This is a genomic window from Pararhizobium gei (genome assembly GCF_029223885.1).
Lineage (GTDB): Bacteria > Pseudomonadota > Alphaproteobacteria > Rhizobiales > Rhizobiaceae > Pararhizobium > Pararhizobium gei.
This window is the reverse complement of record NZ_CP119409.1, coordinates 554,558-570,067: the sequence shown is the minus strand read 5'-3', so window position 1 is coordinate 570,067 and position 15,510 is coordinate 554,558. Positions and strand designations below refer to the sequence as shown.

Here is a 15,510-nt window from a genome sequence, read left to right as displayed (position 1 = left end):
AATTGAAGTCGTTCAGCCCCGTTGCCAGACCGACTGGCTGTCGATCACGCCCGGCAGTCGGCTGCGCCTCTCGCGCTTCCCGTTCGCGATTGATCATCAGGGCGACGTCCTGGATCGTCTGAAACAGCAATCGCCGCGCGAAGCGCCGGAACCAACAGTCCACCGTCTGCCAGGGTGGGAAGTGGATCCGGCAACATCCGCCATTCACATCCCGAACGAACCATATATCGGATCGCATTGAGGATTTCGCGCAAGTCCGTCCCCCGACGACGGCCCGTCGCACTGGCATGCGGCATCAACGGCTCGACCGCCGACCATTCCTCATCCGTCAGATCGCTCGGATAGCGCTTCGTTTTCGTCTCGATCCTGGCCATGCGGCCCCGGCTCTTTTCTGTCCACATCGTCAGCGTGAATCACAAAGAGAAACCAGCGGCAAGTTGTCAAACAGTCTTTAAGAACTGATCCTCGACAGGACCACAGGTGGTTTGACGGGCGCCTCACCAAAGTCGTAGATTGCCAGCATTCGCTCCCTTGCCCTCAGCGCCTGATCTTCGCTCGCCGCATGGACGACTGCGAAAACCTCTCCCCTGCCGATTTCCTTTCCCAGCGGTTGCAAGTCGCTGAAACCGACGCGATGATCGATCACAGTATCGGGCCTCAAGCGCCCGCCACCCAGAGCAATCAACTCCATGCCGATCTCCCGCGTATCGCAGGAGCGCAGAAAGCCATCCTGCGGCGCCTCGACCGGAAGAATGACAGGCGCACGCGACAGATACAGGTCCGGCCTCTCGACGAAATCCACGGGGCCGCCGAGCAGGTGCACCATGCGGGCGAAATGCTCCAGTGCCGAACCGCTGCTCAAGGCGCGCACGGCAAGATCGGTGCCCTCCGTCGGACTGGCCGCGATCCCTGAGGTCATCAGCATTTCCGCGGCAAACGACATCACCACGGCCTCCAGCCGCGTTCCCGCCTTTTCACCGCGCAGAAAAGCGAGGCAGTTGCCAATCTCCAAAGCATTGCCAACTGCATCTGCCAGAGGCTCGTTCATGTCGGTGATCAGGGCCGTCGTGGTGACACCGGCCTGGTTTGCGACGTCTACCAGCGCGCGCGCCAATCGTCCGGCCTCGTCCAAGCCGGTCATGAAGGCGCCGTTTCCGACCTTCACGTCAAGCACCAGCGATTGCAGCCCGGCGGCCAGCTTTTTGGACAGGATGGAGGCGGTGATCAGCGGCACGGAATCGACCGTGGCCGTGACGTCGCGGATCGCGTAGAGACGCCGGTCGGCCGGGGCAAGATTGGCCGTCGGGCCGACAATGGCACAGCCAGCGGACTCCACAGCCTTGCGGAACAAGGCGGCGGACGGCGCGACCCTGTAGCCGGGTATCGATTCGAGTTTGTCGAGCGTGCCGCCGGTATGACCGAGCCCCCTGCCCGAAATCATGGGAACAGCAAGGCCACAGGCGGCCATGATCGGCGCGAGCATCAGGGAAACATTGTCTCCGACGCCGCCTGTCGAATGCTTGTCGGCAATGGGCTTGCCGACACCGGACCAGGACAGGATATCGCCGCTGTCGCGCATCGCGCGGGTGAGTGCCACCGTCTCATCGCGATCCATGCCGGAAAACCAGACGGCCATAGCGAATGCCGCCACCTGGCCCTCGGATATCGAACCGTCAGAAAGACCGCGAATGAAGTCCGCGATCTCCGCCGCGTCGAGCCTTTCGCCGTTTCGCTTTCTCCGGATAAGCTCCTGCGGGATCATCCTCAATAGGCCGTCGCACCGGCGACCGCGTCACGGTCCTCCAAAACGGCGAGAATATCAGCGAGAAGGCCGGAAGCGCCGAACCGGAAGGTCGAGGCCATAGGCCAGTCGGGACTGTGGATGGTGGCCGCCAAAGTGAGGTAGAGGCGGGCATCGGCGACCGTGCGGACCCCACCTGCGGGCTTGAAGCCCACCTTGCGGCCGCTTTCCCGAATGCAGGTCAGCATGATGTCGGCTGCTTCCAGCGTCGCATTGACTGCAACTTTGCCGGTAGACGTCTTGATGAAATCGGCTCCCTCCTGGATCGCAATATGGGAGGCGCTGCGGATGAGGCCACGATCCTTCAACTCCCCGGTCTCCAGGATCGTCTTGAGGATTACCGGACGGGGGCAGGCGTGGCGGACTGCCGACACCATCACACGGACCGCCTGCTCGTCGCCCGTCATGAAAGCGCGATAGGGAATGACGAGATCGATCTCATCCGCGCCATCGGCGACCGCCTGGCGAACCTCCTCCAGCACCGCATCCACCGGCAGGTCTCCAGACGGGAAATTGACGACAGTCGCGATCTTCACCGCGCTGTTCAACCCCAGAACGGCGCGGGCCTGGGCGACAAAGCGCGGCCAGATGCAGATAGCCGCCGTATTGCCGAACGCCGTTCGCGCGCGATTGCAGAGGTCTTCGATCGCTTCCGGCGTGCATGTGTCGGTCAGGTCGGTCAAGTCCAGCATGGACAGGGCAAGCGCGGCGATCTGGCGATTGGAGGCTTCGAGCATCATGGGGGTCCGTCCGTTCTCGATAACGCCCGGTCACGCAGAGGCGACCAAGCCGTAGAAAATGTTCTATACGGCTGCGAGCCATTGGCAAAGCGGTTCGCCGCCGGGAACATCAGGCTTCCGCGGAAATCATGTCCCTCAGAATTGCGGCCAGGCGCCGCCCGCCGATGGGCGCCATATCCTTGGTCTCGTGATGGCTGAGTTCGCCTCCCGTCATGCCCGCACCGAAATTTGTGATGACGGAGGCTGCGGCGACCCTGAGACCGAAGTAGCGGGCTAGGATGACCTCGGGCACCGTCGACATGCCCACCGCATCGGCACCGAGAATGCGCGCCATGCGGATTTCCGCCGGCGTTTCGAAATTGGGGCCTGAGAACCACATGTAGACGCCTGCACCAAGCGGGATGTCGCATCGAACCGCTGCGGCACGCATGCGATCGATCAGTCCAGGGTCATAGGCCGAGGTCAGCCCAACAAACCTGTCGTCGCTTTCGACACCGATCAAGGGACTGACACCGGAAAAATTGATATGATCCGTGATCAACATCACCGAACCGGGCGGTAGGTTTTCGCGCAGCGATCCGGCAGAGTTGGTCAGGATCAGCGTTTCGATACCAAGCCCTTTCAAAGCTTCGATCGGCGCGCGCATCGCATTCGCATCCCCGCGCTCGTAAAAATGCACACGGCCGGAGAGGACGACGACCGCGATGCCGCCGAGCGTGCCGGCAATCAGTTCGCCGGCATGGCCGGATACGGCGCTGACGGGAAAATCCGGAATATCTGCGTAGGAAATCCGAATTGGATTCTCCACCGTTTCCACGAGCGAGCCGAGGCCGGAGCCGAGCACGATGCCGGTGCGCGGCAACAGTCCGCCAAGCCTGTCTTTCAGCATGTCTGAAGCAGCCGTCATCCGAGAATCTCGGTCTCGAAGGAGTGCGGCAGAAGATCGGACAGCACGAGTTTCTTCTTCACGCCCGTTTCGTCGCAGAGATAGATGCGGGTGCTGGCACCGGAAAATTCCGCCAGCCGCTGCCGGCAGCCACCACAGGGCGGGCAGAGGGCGAGCTTTTCGGCGATAACGGCGACTTCGACGATCTTGCGCTGGCCAGCCATCACCATATGGCTGATCGCTGTGGTCTCGGCGCACCAGCCTTCAGGAAAGGACAGGTTCTCTATATTGGCGCCCGTATAGATCTTGCCGTCCTCGGCGCGTATGGCAGCACCCACCGGAAACTTCGAATAGGGGGCATGCGCCTTGGCCATTGCGTCCCTCGCCGCTTCGAACAACTCGTTTTCCATGGATCAACGCTCCTTCACATAGGGGACGCCGCCGGCCTTCGGCGGGGTTGCCTTGCCGATGAAGCCGGCAAGCAGGATGACGGTGAGGATATAGGGCAGTGCCTGCATCAGTTGCACCGGCACCTGGCCGATCAGCGGCAAGGGATTGCCCTGCAGCCGGATCGCAACCGCATCCAGAAAACCGAACAGCAGGCAGGCCAGCATGATGTTGACCGGGCGCCATTTGGCAAAAATCAGCGCGGCGAGCGCGATATAGCCCTTGCCCGCCGTCATGCCCTTGACGAAACCGGCGCTCATCGCCAGCGACAGGTAGGCACCTGCAAAGCCGCAGAGAATACCGCAGCAGATAACCGCCCGGTAGCGCAGCCAGATGACGGAAATGCCGGCCGTATCGACGGCCCCGGGGTTCTCTCCAACGGCCCGCAGGCGCAGGCCGAAACGGGTGCGATAGAGCACCCACCAGCTAAAGGGTACAAGAAGAAAGGCGACATAGGTCAGGATGAAGTGGCCAGACAGCAGATCGGAATAGATCGGTCCGAGGAACGGGACGCTCCTTATCTCGTCTGCAAAAGGAAAATTGACCGTCTGGAAACGCGCGTCTCCCGACAGCGCCGGCGTGCGTCCCCCTTGCCGGAACCAGGCCTCGCCGAGAATGACCGTCGATCCCGCAACGATGAAGTTGATGGCGACGCCGGAGACGATCTGGCTGCCGCGCTGGGTGATCGAGGCATAGCCATGGACGAGCGAGAGAAGGACCGAGATCAGGATAGCGGCCAAAAGCCCCATCATGACCGAGCCGCTGACGGCAGCGACGGCTCCGGCCGCGAAGGCCGCGCCGAGCATCTTTCCCTCCAGCCCGATATCGAACACGCCGGCCCTTTCCGTGAAGAGACCGGCAAGGGCTGCGAAGATCAGTGGAACCGAAACGCGGATGGTGGATTCGAGGATCGCGACGCACGTGTTGAAGAAATCCATGGCTCACGCTCCCCTTTCTGCGGCAACAGGGAAGCGACGGCCGAAGCTCGCGAAGCTGCGGCCGATAGCAGGGCGGAACATGTTCTCGAGAGCGCCGGCAAACAGGATGACCAGCCCCTGGATGATGACGATCATGTCGCGTGAGATTGACGGCATCTCGAAGGCGATCTCGGCGCCGCCCTGATAGAGCATGCCGAACAGAATGGCCGCCGGGATGATGCCGGCCGGGTGCGACCGCCCCATCAGCGCCACCGCGATACCGACGAAGCCGGCGCCCTGGACGAAATCGAGCTGCATGCGGAATTGCTCGCCCATGATCGGATTGAGCGCCATCAGGCCGGCCAATCCACCGGAGATCATCATGACGATGACGGTGATGCGAGCCTCCTTCATGCCGGCGTAACGGGCGGCGGAGGGGCTGAAGCCCATGGTGCGCATCTCATAGCCCAGCTTGGTGCGCCAGATCAGCACCCAGACGCCGAAGGCCGCAAGCAGCGCCAAAAGGAAGGAGACATTGAACGGCGCATTGCCGACATCGAGGCCGAAGATCGACAGCAGCCAGTCGAGCTTGGGCAACTGCCCGCCGGCCTCGAAGGTGCGCGTCTGCGGCGCCATGGAGCCGAGCGGTTTGAGAACGCGCGTCAGGAGATAAACCATCAGGCTGGCGGCGATGAAGTTGAACATGATGGTGGTGATGACGACATGGCTGCCGCGCTTTGCCTGCAGCCAACCGGGCAGAAAGGCCCAGAGCGCCCCAAAGGCCGCCGAACCGACGATCGCCAGCGGGAAAACGACAAACCAGGGCATCGTCCTGTCAAGCCAGAGACAGGCGAGCGCCACGCCGATACCGCCGATATAGGCCTGGCCCTCGCTGCCGATATTGAACAGTCCGGCATGGAAGGCGACGGCCACCGAAAGGCCCGTAAAAATGAAGGTGGTCGCGTAATAGAGCGTGAAACCGATATATTCGCCGCGGCCGAAGGCGCCGTTGACCATGTGATAGGCGGCCTTCAGGGGATTTTCCCCGACGAGAAGCACGACGAGGCCGGCAACGAAAAACGCGACGATGAGATTGACCAGCGGGATCAGGCCATACTCGGCCCAGGCCGGCAGTTTTGCATAAGGATTGCTCATTCCGCAGCCTCCTTGCGGTCTTCGACACCGGCCATCAGGAGACCGAGTTCTCCCTCCGTCGCATCCGGGCCCCGCTCCCCGACAACACGTCCGGCGAACATGACGACGATGCGATCCGATAGGGCTCTGATTTCATCGAGTTCGACGGAGACGAGCAGGACCGCCTTGCCCTGATCGCGCATCTCGATGATCCGCTTGTGGATGAATTCGATGGCGCCAACATCGACGCCGCGAGTCGGCTGGCCGATGATCAGCACGTCCGGCCCACGCTCCATCTCGCGCGCCAGCACGATCTTCTGCTGGTTTCCGCCGGAAAAATTGGCAGTCTTCAAGCGCGGATTGGGCGGCCTGATATCGTACTTCCTGATTTTTTCCTCAGCATCGGCCAGGATCGTCTTCGTATCGAGCAACAGCCCGTTCAGGTAACGCTTGTCGTTGTGATAGCCAAGAATCCCGTTTTCGGCTTCTTCGAATTTGAGGACGAGGCCGACATGGTGACGATCCTCGGGAACATGGGCAAGGCCGCGATTGCGCAGGTCGCCGGGGTCGGCATTGCCCATGATATCCACAGGCTGGCCGTTCAAAAGGACCTTTCCACCGACGGCCCGGCGGATGCCGGAAATGGCCTCCAGCAATTCCGATTGTCCATTGCCCGCAACGCCGGCGATGCCGACGATCTCGCCGGCCCGCAGATCAAAGCTGACATTGTCGACCATGGTCACGCCGCGGCTGTCGCGGACGGTGAGATTTTCGACGGCAAGCTTGACCTCGCCCGGATTGGCCTCGCCTTTCTCGACCCGCAGGAGAACGCGGCGACCGACCATCAGTTCGGCCAGTTCTTCGACGGAGGTCGCGCCGGTCTTGCGTGTCGCCACCATTTCACCGCGGCGCATGACGGAAACCTCGTCGGTCACAGCCATGATCTCGCGCAGCTTGTGGGTGATCAGGATGATCGTCTTACCCTGATCCTTCAACTGACCAAGGATGCGGAACAAATGATCGGCTTCCGGCGGCGTCAGGACACCCGTGGGTTCATCGAGAATCAGGATGTCCGCCTTGCGGTAGAGCGCTTTCAAAATCTCGACGCGCTGCTGCAGGCCGACCGGGAGTTCCTCTATCAATGCATCCGGATCGACCTCCAGTGCATATTCCTTTTCCAGCCGCTTCAGTTCGACACGCGCCTTGGAAATGCTGGTGTTGAGAATCTGGCTGTCCTCGGCGCCGAGCATAACGTTTTCGAGAACGGTGAAATTCTCGACCAGCATGAAATGCTGATGGACCATGCCGATGCCGCTGGAGATCGCGGCATTCGGATCCTTGATCGTAACCTTACTGCCATCGATGAGAATATCGCCGCGGTCGGCCTGGTAAAAGCCGTAGAGGATCGACATCAGCGTCGATTTGCCGGCGCCGTTTTCCCCGATAATGCCGTGGATCGTGCCCTTGCGGACGATAAGATTGATATTTTTGTTGGCATGGACAAGCCCGAAACTCTTGTCGATGCCACGCAACTCGATGGCAATATCGCTCATATTGACCCATGTTCCCCGAAGCGGCCCGGTTTTCTCCGTCTTGACAGCGGTAGCCCGGGCATCGATTTTTTTACCAATTGGTATAAGTTTAGCATCGAAATCCGGGCGCGAAAGCCCAAATCGCAAGCCTGCCCACTCTTCCCAGTTCGTTGCGGAGAGTCCAGCGCGATTTATACCCGTTGCGTTGAGTCCGTGACCGGAAATGCGGCGCACCGCCTGCACAATCGAACTTGATATGATAAATGACGGCGCGAACGTTGCACGGAAGCGCGGCCGCAGGAGAGAATCATGAGCGAAGAACGCATCACCCGGCTCGAAGAGACGATCGCCCATCAGGCAAAGACCATCGAGGAACTGTCAGATCAGCTGGCGGAACAATGGACGGTCGTCGAGCAGGTTCGCACCAAACTCGATCGCCTGACGGAGCGGTTCCTCAGCCTTGAGGAGCAGAGTATCGACGCGCCGGCTATCACCCGGCCCCCGCATTATTAAGCAGACACAAAAAACCGCCGATCTCCAGAGACCGGCGGCTATTCATTCAACGCTCTGAGATCAATAGGGGCAGGCTTCGTCGGACATGTAGTCGTGAACCTGAACCGTGCCGGCAATGATGTCGGCCTTGGCCTTGTCGACGGCGGCCTGCATTTCAGGCGTGATCAGCGCCTTGTTGTTGTCGTCGAGCGCGAAACCGACGCCGTCTTCCTTGAGGCCGAGATTGGAGATGCCAACTTCGAACTTGTCATCCTTGGCGGTCTTGAAGGCCTCATAGACAGCAACATCGACGCGCTTCAGCATCGAGGTCAGAACCTTGCCCGGCTGCAGCATGTTCTGGTTGGAGTCGACGCCGATACCGAGCTTGCCGGCATCCGCTGCCGCCTGAAGCACGCCGACACCGGTGCCGCCGGCTGCGTGATAGACGACGTCCGATCCCTGGTCGATCTGCGACTTGGCAATCTCGCCGCCCTTGACCGGATCGTTCCAGGCATCCGGCGTTGTGCCGGTATAGGCCTCGAGAACCTTGACGTCAGCGCCGGTGGACTTCGCGCCGCCAATATATCCGCAGGCGAACTTGTGGATCAGCGGAATATCCATGCCGCCAATGAAGCTGACGGTCTTCGACTTTGAAGCGAGACCGGCGAGAACGCCGACAAGGTAAGAGCCTTCCTGTTCCTTGAAGACGATCGACTTCACATTCGGCTTGTCGACGACCATGTCGATGATCGCAAATTTCGTGTCGGGATATTCGGCGGACAGCTTTTCAAGCGGCGGCGCCCAATTGAAGCCCACCACGACGATGGGGTTGTTGCCATCGCCCGCAAATCGGCGCAGCGCCTGCTCGCGCTGAGCATCGTTGCTGATTTCGAACTCGCGATATTCAATACCGGATTCTGCCTTGAACTTTTCCGCGCCGTTGAAGGCCGCTTCGTTGAAGGATTTGTCGAATTTGCCGCCGAGATCGAAGATGAGCGCCGGCTTGATATCGGCAGCGAGTGCCGTGGCGGACATCATCGAAAAGGCAAAGAGACCGAGGAGGGTTTTTTTCATCATGCAGCCCTGTTGTTCTATTGATCTTGTTGGGTCCTCCCGCAAGCTCCTCTGCGGGAGCATGTCTGCGGAACCGCCACTCCCTTGTCGAAGGGCATGTCTGGCTGGGCGCATCCTTGCATGCCTCACATCAAAATTCACCCAAAATTTTTCAGTTGGTAAAAAAAGTCAGGCGCCTGAAAAACCGGCAAAATCATCACTTTATAGCCAGAAAGTCGTTCAGACACGTGAAATGCGTGTTTCACAAACGCAGACGGGCCGCGGGCTTTCGCTCCACGGCCCGTCTGCGGATGCAAAGGATTACCAGGATTTGCTAAGCTTCAGCGTGATCGTGCGCTGATCGCCATAACCGCATGTGAAGAGGCCTTGGCAGCCCTTGACATAGTCCTTGTCGAACAGATTGGTGACGTTGAGGGCAGCCCCCCAGCCGTTCTTTTCGTAGCGGATCGCCGCATCGGCAACGACTGCGTCCGGCACCTTCGCTGTATTGGCATTGTCAGCGAAGGATTCGCCCTGATAGCGCAGGCCGCCGCCGACGCTGACGCCTTCCAGTGCGCCGTCCGTGACCAGATATTCGAGCCACATCGCCGCCTGATGCTCCGGAATCAAATAGGGGCGGTTGCCGATCAGAGCCGTGTTGAGATCCTCGGTAATCTCGAGATCGTTATAGGTGTAGGAACCCAGAACCCTCCAGTTATCATTCAGATTGATCTTGCCTTCCAGCTCGAAGCCGCTGGACGTGACCTCTCCGAGCTGCTCCTGCAGAAAGTCCGGCCGGGTCAGCGCCACGTTCTTCTTGACGATGTGGTAGACCGAGGCCGTCAGCAAGCCGTCGATGAAGGTCGGCTCATATTTGATGCCGCCTTCGAACTGGTGACCGTCTTCCGGCTTGAGCGGCTTGCCATCGAAGGCGGTGCCGATCACCGGATTGAAAAACGTCGCAGCCGACACGTAAGGCGTCAGGCCGTTGTCGAACTCATAGGCAAGACCGGCGCGGCCGCTGAGCGCGCTGTCGGTGGTGTTGTAGGATCCCGTCGCAAGCCGCGAGTCGGAATCGATATCGACATAGTCGTAACGGCCGTTGAGCGTCGCCAGCCAGCCGTCGCCGAACCGGATCCGGTCCTGCGCATAAATGCCCGTCTGTTCCATCCGCATCACGCCATCGAGATAGGTGAAATAGGCCGGCAGGCCGCCGCCATAGACCGGGTCTTCGGGGTCGAGATCCGAAGCCGGAAAGGCGGACGCCTGCGTCTGGTCGATTTTGAAATTCTTGTAATCCAGCCCGACCAGCAGCGAATGTTCCAGCGGGCCGGTGGAGAAATCCTTTTCAGCCCGGTTGTCGATGGCAAAGCTGTCCACCGTGGTGTCATGCTTGAAGCCCAGTCGCGCCAGGTCGTAGGTTGGCGTATAGGCATAGGGGTAAACAAGCTCCTCGGCCTTGTCGATATGGCTGTAGCGGAGGTTTTGCGAGATCGTCCAGCCATTGTCGAATTCATGCGAGAATTCGTAGCCGATCATCTGCTGGTCATAGCGGCCGAAATCATGATCGGGTTCGCCAAAAAACAGATCGCGGTCGATTTTTCCGAAGGGCGCGTTGGTCACGGTGCCCTCATAGGGCAGGAACCCGTTGCCGACATGGGTCTGGTCGAGAGCGGAAGCCATAGCATAGACGGTGAAACTCGTTGCATCGTCAGGCGCAAAGGTCACCTGCGGCATCAGGAAGCCGCGCAAGTCTTCGGAGTAATCACTGTAATTGTCGCCGCCGGATACCTTGCCTGTCATGCGGTAGGTGATCGTGCCTTCGGCATTGAGCTTGTCGTTGGCGTCGAAGCCGAAAAAGGCGTTGCCGAAATTGTTGATGCCGATTTCCGTGGAGTAGGAAGGATCGTCCTGCGGCCGCTTGCGAACCAGATCCACGATGCCGCCCGGATTGGCGCCGCCGTAAAGCACAGAAGCCGGCCCCTTCAGCACTTCGACGCGCTCCAGCATATAGGCATCGGTCTGGAAGCCGCCGAAGCCGAAGGAATAGAGGTTTAGACCATCCAGGAAGACCCCGGTCTGCGTTGCATCAAAGCCCCGAATATAAAACCAGTCCGTGTCCGGATCACTGCCGAAAGGTTCCGTGGAAACGCCGGCCGTATAGCGCAATGCCTCATCGATCTTGGTAACCACGCCGCGATCGTCCAGCTCCTTGCGGCCGACGACCGATACGGACTGAGGTATTTCGGTGACCGGCGCCGCAGCCTTCGATCCCGTCGCGGTTTCCTTTGCGACATAACCGTCCACCGGACCCGTGGCCTCCTGCATGCCTTTGGAGCCCGCCGATACCGTGAGCTGCTCCAGCCGGGTTACGCCAGCCGCCGCATCCTGACCATAAGCCGGTTGCATTGCCGCACCTGCGGCGATCGCCGCCACACTCGCCATCAACAACCGGTAACGCCCGTCGCCCTTGTTTGTCATCCTGCTTACCCCAACTCCAACCGGCACCACGCCCCATGGCGATCTCTGGCCAGCATAAAAATAAGATGAGTGGATATATCAACTATAACGTCAGGGATTGTCCCTGACTGCTGAAATTGAACGTTTCTGGCCATAATTGCCGTTGTGCAAAGGCGGTGAGGACTTAGCGCTGGCTTTTTGCCCAGTTCGCCGGCGTGACGCCGACCATTTTGCGGAACACGCGGGTAAAATGCGCCTGGTCGGCAAAGCCCGTTTCGACGGCGACGACGCTCATCGGCATCTCGTTTTCAAGCATCATCTGCCTGGCCCGTTCGATGCGGGCTTTCATCTGCCACTGGTGAGGCGGCACCCCCGTGGAGGCTTTGAAGGCATGGCTGAAATGAGACTGCGACAGGCCTGTCAGGACGGAAAGCTCCTGAAGCCGTATGCTGCGAAGGCAGTTTTCCGTAATATAGTCCGTGGCGCGCCGCAACTGCCACGACGCCAGCGCGCTGCGGCGGCGCGCTTTCACGGCGCCAAGCCGCATGACATCGATGAACAGGGCGACTGAGAGACCGTCCCCATAGAGGTCATGCAGGGGCTGGGGGTTGGCGCATTCGGCAGCAATAAGCTCGGCCAAAGCCATCAGACGCGGCTCCGAGAACATCAGTTGCGGCATGCTCAGCTTTCGCGGATCGAGATCCTCCATCAGGCGCTTGCTGAGCGTTTCGACGTTGAAATGCAGATCGAGGTGGCGAACAAAGCTGACATCGACCATATCGGCCCAAAGCTCCATACCCGCCGGTATGTAGGATATGGCCTGACGGCCGCCGCAGACGGAGGTTTCTCCGGTTTGCCGCAGGCGGATATTGTGCTGACCGGCGCCCTTGGCATCGAGGACGATAAACAGCCGCGGATGATCGGCCACATAGAACCCGCCGGCCGCAGGAGCGCATTCCACGTCCCACAGATCGGCGACGACGCCGTTCCAGCTGCGTCGCTTCCAGCTACCGACAACGGAAAAGCCGGAAATTCTGTTGTTCATTCTTGGCTGAAAAGTCATTGAGTCGTCCCGAAGGCGATAACTTGCTCGGTGAACTCAAGTTTAATAGGCGATGCAGCCGTCACGACAACCTGGAAACGCCATTGACAAGCGCTTTCCGGGCGATTGTGGCTTTTTCGCCATGGCGCACCTGGACAAGCACGCATGAAAATACCGCACCTTCAAGATGCGGTATTTTCTACAGGCGACCATTGTCAGATGGCGCAGCTCACGCCCGTGCCGCGCAGCCCGCAATAGCCATTCGGATTCTTGGCCAGATATTGCTGATGCTCGGCTTCGGCAAAATAGAACGCACCAACCTTGTCGATCTCCGTCGTGATCCGCGCCGTGTGACCTGCCTTGTCCAATGCGGCCTGAAAGGCATCCCGGGCTGCGTGCGCTTCTGCAAGCTGCGCATCGTCCTCGACATAGATGGCGGACCGGTACGTGGTTCCGACATCATTTCCCTGCCGCATGCCCTGCGTTGGGTCATGTTCTTCGAAAAACACTTTCAGCAGGCTGGCGAGCGTGACCCTTGCCGGATCGTAGACAACCAAGACAACCTCGGTATGGCCGGTCAGGCCGGTCGTCGTCTCCCGATAGGTCGGGTTTTTCGTGTAGCCGCCGGAATAGCCGGCCGCGGTGACGTAGACGCCGGGTATTTTCCACAACAATCGTTCGGCACCCCAAAAGCAGCCCATGCCGAACAGTACCGTTTTGGAACCGGCGGGATAAGGACCTTTGAGCGGGTGTCCGTTGACGGCATGATGCTCGGATGTCGGAAGGGCTATCTCCCTGCCCGGAAGTGCCGACTGCAGGTCGGGCATTGCAGTCTTCTTGCTGAACATATCGGTCAGGCCCATGCCTGTCTCCTTCGTTTTTGCAGCCGGGGCAAGCCTCGTCGGCCGTTGCGCCGGTCTTGGGGCCGGCACCGTTCTGATCGATCGCATGCGAGGACGGCCGCTGGCCGTCAGGCAGAAAAACGTCCGGCAGGTTGCGGCCGCCTGTAGCCGCCCATCCACAACAGAAGCGCCGAGATCATGAAGATGACAAAGGCTGGCTGGCGTAGAGCCCAGCCGATCACCGGTCCGAAAACTGTGTAGTTCGAGGGTGCCCGCTCCAACATCTCAAGCCAGGAGCCAGTCAAGGCGCCTCCAGCGGAAAGTGCGGTCGCCAAGGGCGTGAGGACGAGCCCGGACGCCGACACAGATTGAATAGCATCCACCGATGCGACCAGCACGCCGGCAATCAAAGCCAGGAAACTTGCAAATCGCAGGATCAAACGCATGTGCCCTTCGCCGGCCGGATAGTGTCGCCTGATATTGCAGTAGGTCATCGATGAGCCACAGATAAGACATGGAAGCCCCCGCTTCAATGCCTTGCTTTCGGGACCTCCGTCACATGAAGTCAAAAAACTGTCAGAATTCTGTTGATCCCTTACGCTTCCTCGGTATATATCGCGCCGTCCGCAGGTTTTGGCCTGCGGCTCACCGACTTGGCTCTGCCGGGCGGTGTTCAAAGGAGAAAGCAAGCGCTTGTCTCCAATCCGCCGGTTCCAACCTCCAGCGGATTGACAAAACGGACAGGTGGCCGAGTGGTTGAAGGCGCACGCCTGGAAAGTGTGTATACGTGAGAGCGTATCGCGGGTTCGAATCCCGCTCTGTCCGCCATCCCTTTCATTTTCCATCATTATCTCAACACCTTCTTATTCCGATTGTCCAACAATCTCGATTTGTTGGACAATGTCTTTGTTTCTGTCTGACCGTTCGGGCATGGTATCGACGGCCAAGTCGGCCATTTTTTCCTGATCCGCAGCCCGCGTGTAGCGCTCGACTTCTTTAAGCGAGAGGTGGCCCGTCACGGCGGCAATGTGGTTGATGCTGTTGCCCGCTTCGGCAAGTCGGCGAGCAGCAGCCTTGCGCAATCCATGGGACGAACAGTGCGGCAATCCGGCTTCATTGCAGCGCACGCGAAACCAGTTGCCGAAGCCTGCGGCCGTGAAGGGCTTTCCATAATCAGTGAGAAGAAAAGTTGGCTTCCCCTCCTCAGCCATTGCCAGCGCCTCGATAAGAGACGGATGCATTTTGATCGCCAGCGGCGTTCCCGTCTTTTCCTGCCGCACCGCTATGCGCCGTCTGCTGACGTTCTTCCACCCGAGCTTTACAGCATCGCCCCGCCGTTGCCCCGTAGAGCATCAGTGCCATAGCGAGCCGCGCCTTGGTCCCGATCGGATGCCGCGCCTCGTAAGCCGCGATTTCCGTCTCGGTCCAGCTGTGGAAGCCCTTCGTCTTGGTGCTGTAGCCCTTCAGTTTAAGCGTGGGATCACGGGGTATCATTTCAATGTCGATCGCGTGCCTGATCAAGATCCGCAGCATCCGCAGATAGTTGTTCGCCGCTGCCGGTCGCTCGCTCATCTTGCCGATGATCGCCTTCACATGCTTGCGCATGAGACCGCTCATCGGCTTTTCACCGTGATCTCTGCGGATGGTTTCGCAGATGCCGCGATACGTCTGCTGCGTCGTCTTCGCGGTTCCCTTGAACTCCGGCGAGCTGTAGTATGAGACAACCACCGCCGAAATGCTGCCGGCCTTTGTCCTCGACTTTCCGACGTCCCCCTTGGTTGATTTTTCGCTGCGCAATGCAGCCTGATATTCCTCGTCGAATTCGTCGGAGGGAAACGACGATTTCAAATAGGTAGAGAAAAGACCCTTGCGAAAGCGGAGCCGGACATTTTTGTATCGATCGCGCGCGGGGGAAAGGTATTTCGGCAATGCCGATCGCGCGCGCCTAACCATCGCTCAGCACCTCATCCCACTCATTCAGCGCAGACGAACTCGGTGCTGCCGAGGAGGATAGGATGCGGATGCCGTGGGGAGTGGCGAAGACTTCGCGCACATCCATTCCTCCCTGGAGCGCGCCTTTTATGGCGCGCGCGATATCTGCCTGACGAATGCCGGGCTTGCGCGGTTGGCGGGCGATGGCCGTAACACCGGGTGCATTTGCCAT

General features: G+C 59.7%; 15 protein-coding genes, 1 tRNA gene and 2 pseudogenes. 2 read left to right on the top strand and 16 right to left on the bottom strand.

Annotated elements, in window-relative coordinates:
* Window positions 1–27: 27 nt before the first annotated feature.
* The 8 genes and pseudogenes from PY308_RS02645 to PY308_RS02610 all read right to left on the bottom strand — a co-directional run.
* Window positions 28–401, bottom strand: a pseudogene (locus PY308_RS02645) (transposase); the annotation flags it as partial.
* 50 nt (window positions 402–451) lie between these two features.
* On the bottom strand, window positions 452–1,768 hold the full coding sequence (deoA, locus tag PY308_RS02640) for a thymidine phosphorylase (protein ID WP_275787762.1): 1,317 nt from the start codon (window positions 1,766–1,768) through the stop codon (window positions 452–454).
* A complete protein-coding gene (gene deoC, locus PY308_RS02635) occupies window positions 1,765–2,538 on the bottom strand; it encodes a deoxyribose-phosphate aldolase (protein ID WP_275790989.1) in 774 nt (257 codons plus the stop codon). Before deoC ends, deoA begins: the two co-directional genes overlap by 4 nt.
* Before the next feature lie 112 nt (window positions 2,539–2,650).
* Window positions 2,651–3,448 (bottom strand): purine-nucleoside phosphorylase, encoded by a 798-nt coding sequence (locus PY308_RS02630; RefSeq protein WP_275787760.1) that lies wholly within the window; start codon window positions 3,446–3,448, stop codon window positions 2,651–2,653.
* Complete coding sequence (locus PY308_RS02625) at window positions 3,445–3,837, bottom strand: cytidine deaminase (RefSeq protein ID WP_275787757.1); 393 nt, start codon at window positions 3,835–3,837, stop codon at window positions 3,445–3,447. Before PY308_RS02625 ends, PY308_RS02630 begins: the two co-directional genes overlap by 4 nt.
* A 3-nt stretch (window positions 3,838–3,840) precedes the next feature.
* Complete coding sequence (locus PY308_RS02620; RefSeq protein WP_275787754.1) at window positions 3,841–4,812, bottom strand: ABC transporter permease; 972 nt, start codon at window positions 4,810–4,812, stop codon at window positions 3,841–3,843.
* Between the two features lie 3 nt (window positions 4,813–4,815).
* Window positions 4,816–5,946: an ABC transporter permease gene (locus PY308_RS02615; protein WP_275787751.1), complete on the bottom strand. Its 1,131-nt coding sequence runs from the start codon at window positions 5,944–5,946 to the stop codon at window positions 4,816–4,818.
* Window positions 5,943–7,478, bottom strand: coding sequence for an ABC transporter ATP-binding protein (locus tag PY308_RS02610; RefSeq protein ID WP_275787748.1), 1,536 nt, complete (start codon window positions 7,476–7,478; stop codon window positions 5,943–5,945). The genes PY308_RS02615 and PY308_RS02610 overlap by 4 nt, the downstream gene beginning before the upstream one ends.
* A 288-nt stretch (window positions 7,479–7,766) precedes the next feature.
* Here PY308_RS02610 and PY308_RS02605 point away from each other — a divergent pair, with 288 nt between their 5' ends.
* On the top strand, window positions 7,767–7,970 hold the full coding sequence (locus PY308_RS02605; RefSeq protein ID WP_209849660.1) for a SlyX family protein: 204 nt from the start codon (window positions 7,767–7,769) through the stop codon (window positions 7,968–7,970).
* Between the two features lie 60 nt (window positions 7,971–8,030).
* Here PY308_RS02605 and PY308_RS02600 read toward each other — a convergent pair whose 3' ends face one another.
* From PY308_RS02600 to PY308_RS02580, 5 genes are all read right to left on the bottom strand, one after another.
* Window positions 8,031–9,023: a BMP family lipoprotein gene (locus tag PY308_RS02600; protein WP_275787745.1), complete on the bottom strand. Its 993-nt coding sequence runs from the start codon at window positions 9,021–9,023 to the stop codon at window positions 8,031–8,033.
* A gap of 300 nt (window positions 9,024–9,323) precedes the next feature.
* Window positions 9,324–11,483 carry a TonB-dependent siderophore receptor gene (locus PY308_RS02595; RefSeq protein ID WP_275787742.1) on the bottom strand — a complete coding sequence of 720 codons (2,160 nt, stop codon included), beginning with the start codon at window positions 11,481–11,483 and terminating at the stop codon, window positions 9,324–9,326.
* A gap of 163 nt (window positions 11,484–11,646) precedes the next feature.
* Window positions 11,647–12,525 (bottom strand): helix-turn-helix domain-containing protein, encoded by an 879-nt coding sequence (locus PY308_RS02590; protein ID WP_275787740.1) that lies wholly within the window; start codon window positions 12,523–12,525, stop codon window positions 11,647–11,649.
* A 194-nt stretch (window positions 12,526–12,719) separates the two neighbouring features.
* Window positions 12,720–13,367: a peptide-methionine (S)-S-oxide reductase MsrA gene (msrA, locus tag PY308_RS02585; protein WP_275787738.1), complete on the bottom strand. Its 648-nt coding sequence runs from the start codon at window positions 13,365–13,367 to the stop codon at window positions 12,720–12,722.
* Between the two features lie 107 nt (window positions 13,368–13,474).
* Window positions 13,475–13,792, bottom strand: a complete 318-nt coding sequence (locus PY308_RS02580; RefSeq protein WP_275787735.1) for a hypothetical protein — start codon at window positions 13,790–13,792, stop codon at window positions 13,475–13,477.
* Between the two features lie 292 nt (window positions 13,793–14,084).
* Between PY308_RS02580 and PY308_RS02575 the strand changes: the two genes are divergently transcribed.
* Window positions 14,085–14,174, top strand: a tRNA-Ser gene (locus PY308_RS02575).
* A 35-nt stretch (window positions 14,175–14,209) separates the two neighbouring features.
* Here PY308_RS02575 and PY308_RS02570 read toward each other — a convergent pair.
* The 3 genes and pseudogenes from PY308_RS02570 to PY308_RS02560 form a co-directional block, all read right to left on the bottom strand.
* Window positions 14,210–14,635, bottom strand: a pseudogene (locus PY308_RS02570) (tyrosine-type recombinase/integrase); the annotation flags it as partial.
* The gene (locus PY308_RS02565) at window positions 14,550–15,299 is read right to left on the bottom strand and encodes a site-specific integrase (RefSeq protein WP_275787734.1); all 750 of its coding nucleotides are present in this window, start codon (window positions 15,297–15,299) and stop codon (window positions 14,550–14,552) included. The gene PY308_RS02565 and the pseudogene PY308_RS02570, both read right to left, overlap by 86 nt.
* A complete protein-coding gene (locus PY308_RS02560; RefSeq protein ID WP_275787732.1) occupies window positions 15,292–15,510 on the bottom strand; it encodes a hypothetical protein in 219 nt (72 codons plus the stop codon). The genes PY308_RS02565 and PY308_RS02560 overlap by 8 nt, the downstream gene beginning before the upstream one ends.

Excerpts from the sequence above, each read along its gene's own strand:
- PY308_RS02580 (WP_275787735.1), bottom strand. The coding sequence starts at position 13,792 with ATGCGTTTGATCCTGCGATTTGCAAGTTTCCTGGCTTTGATTGCCGGC.
- PY308_RS02600 (WP_275787745.1), bottom strand. The coding sequence starts at position 9,023 with ATGAAAAAAACCCTCCTCGGTCTCTTTGCCTTTTCGATGATGTCCGCC.
- PY308_RS02620 (WP_275787754.1), bottom strand. The coding sequence starts at position 4,812 with ATGGATTTCTTCAACACGTGCGTCGCGATCCTCGAATCCACCATCCGC.
- deoC (WP_275790989.1), bottom strand. The coding sequence starts at position 2,538 with ATGCTCGAAGCCTCCAATCGCCAGATCGCCGCGCTTGCCCTGTCCATG.
- PY308_RS02610 (WP_275787748.1), bottom strand. The coding sequence starts at position 7,478 with ATGAGCGATATTGCCATCGAGTTGCGTGGCATCGACAAGAGTTTCGGG.
- PY308_RS02605 (WP_209849660.1), top strand. The coding sequence starts at position 7,767 with ATGAGCGAAGAACGCATCACCCGGCTCGAAGAGACGATCGCCCATCAG.
- PY308_RS02630 (WP_275787760.1), bottom strand. The coding sequence starts at position 3,448 with ATGACGGCTGCTTCAGACATGCTGAAAGACAGGCTTGGCGGACTGTTG.
- msrA (WP_275787738.1), bottom strand. The coding sequence starts at position 13,367 with ATGGGCCTGACCGATATGTTCAGCAAGAAGACTGCAATGCCCGACCTG.
- PY308_RS02595 (WP_275787742.1), bottom strand. The coding sequence starts at position 11,483 with ATGACAAACAAGGGCGACGGGCGTTACCGGTTGTTGATGGCGAGTGTG.
- PY308_RS02625 (WP_275787757.1), bottom strand. The coding sequence starts at position 3,837 with ATGGAAAACGAGTTGTTCGAAGCGGCGAGGGACGCAATGGCCAAGGCG.
- PY308_RS02615 (WP_275787751.1), bottom strand. The coding sequence starts at position 5,946 with ATGAGCAATCCTTATGCAAAACTGCCGGCCTGGGCCGAGTATGGCCTG.
- PY308_RS02560 (WP_275787732.1), bottom strand. The coding sequence starts at position 15,510 with ATGGCAAATGCACCCGGTGTTACGGCCATCGCCCGCCAACCGCGCAAG.
- PY308_RS02590 (WP_275787740.1), bottom strand. The coding sequence starts at position 12,525 with ATGACTTTTCAGCCAAGAATGAACAACAGAATTTCCGGCTTTTCCGTT.
- PY308_RS02565 (WP_275787734.1), bottom strand. The coding sequence starts at position 15,299 with ATGGTTAGGCGCGCGCGATCGGCATTGCCGAAATACCTTTCCCCCGCG.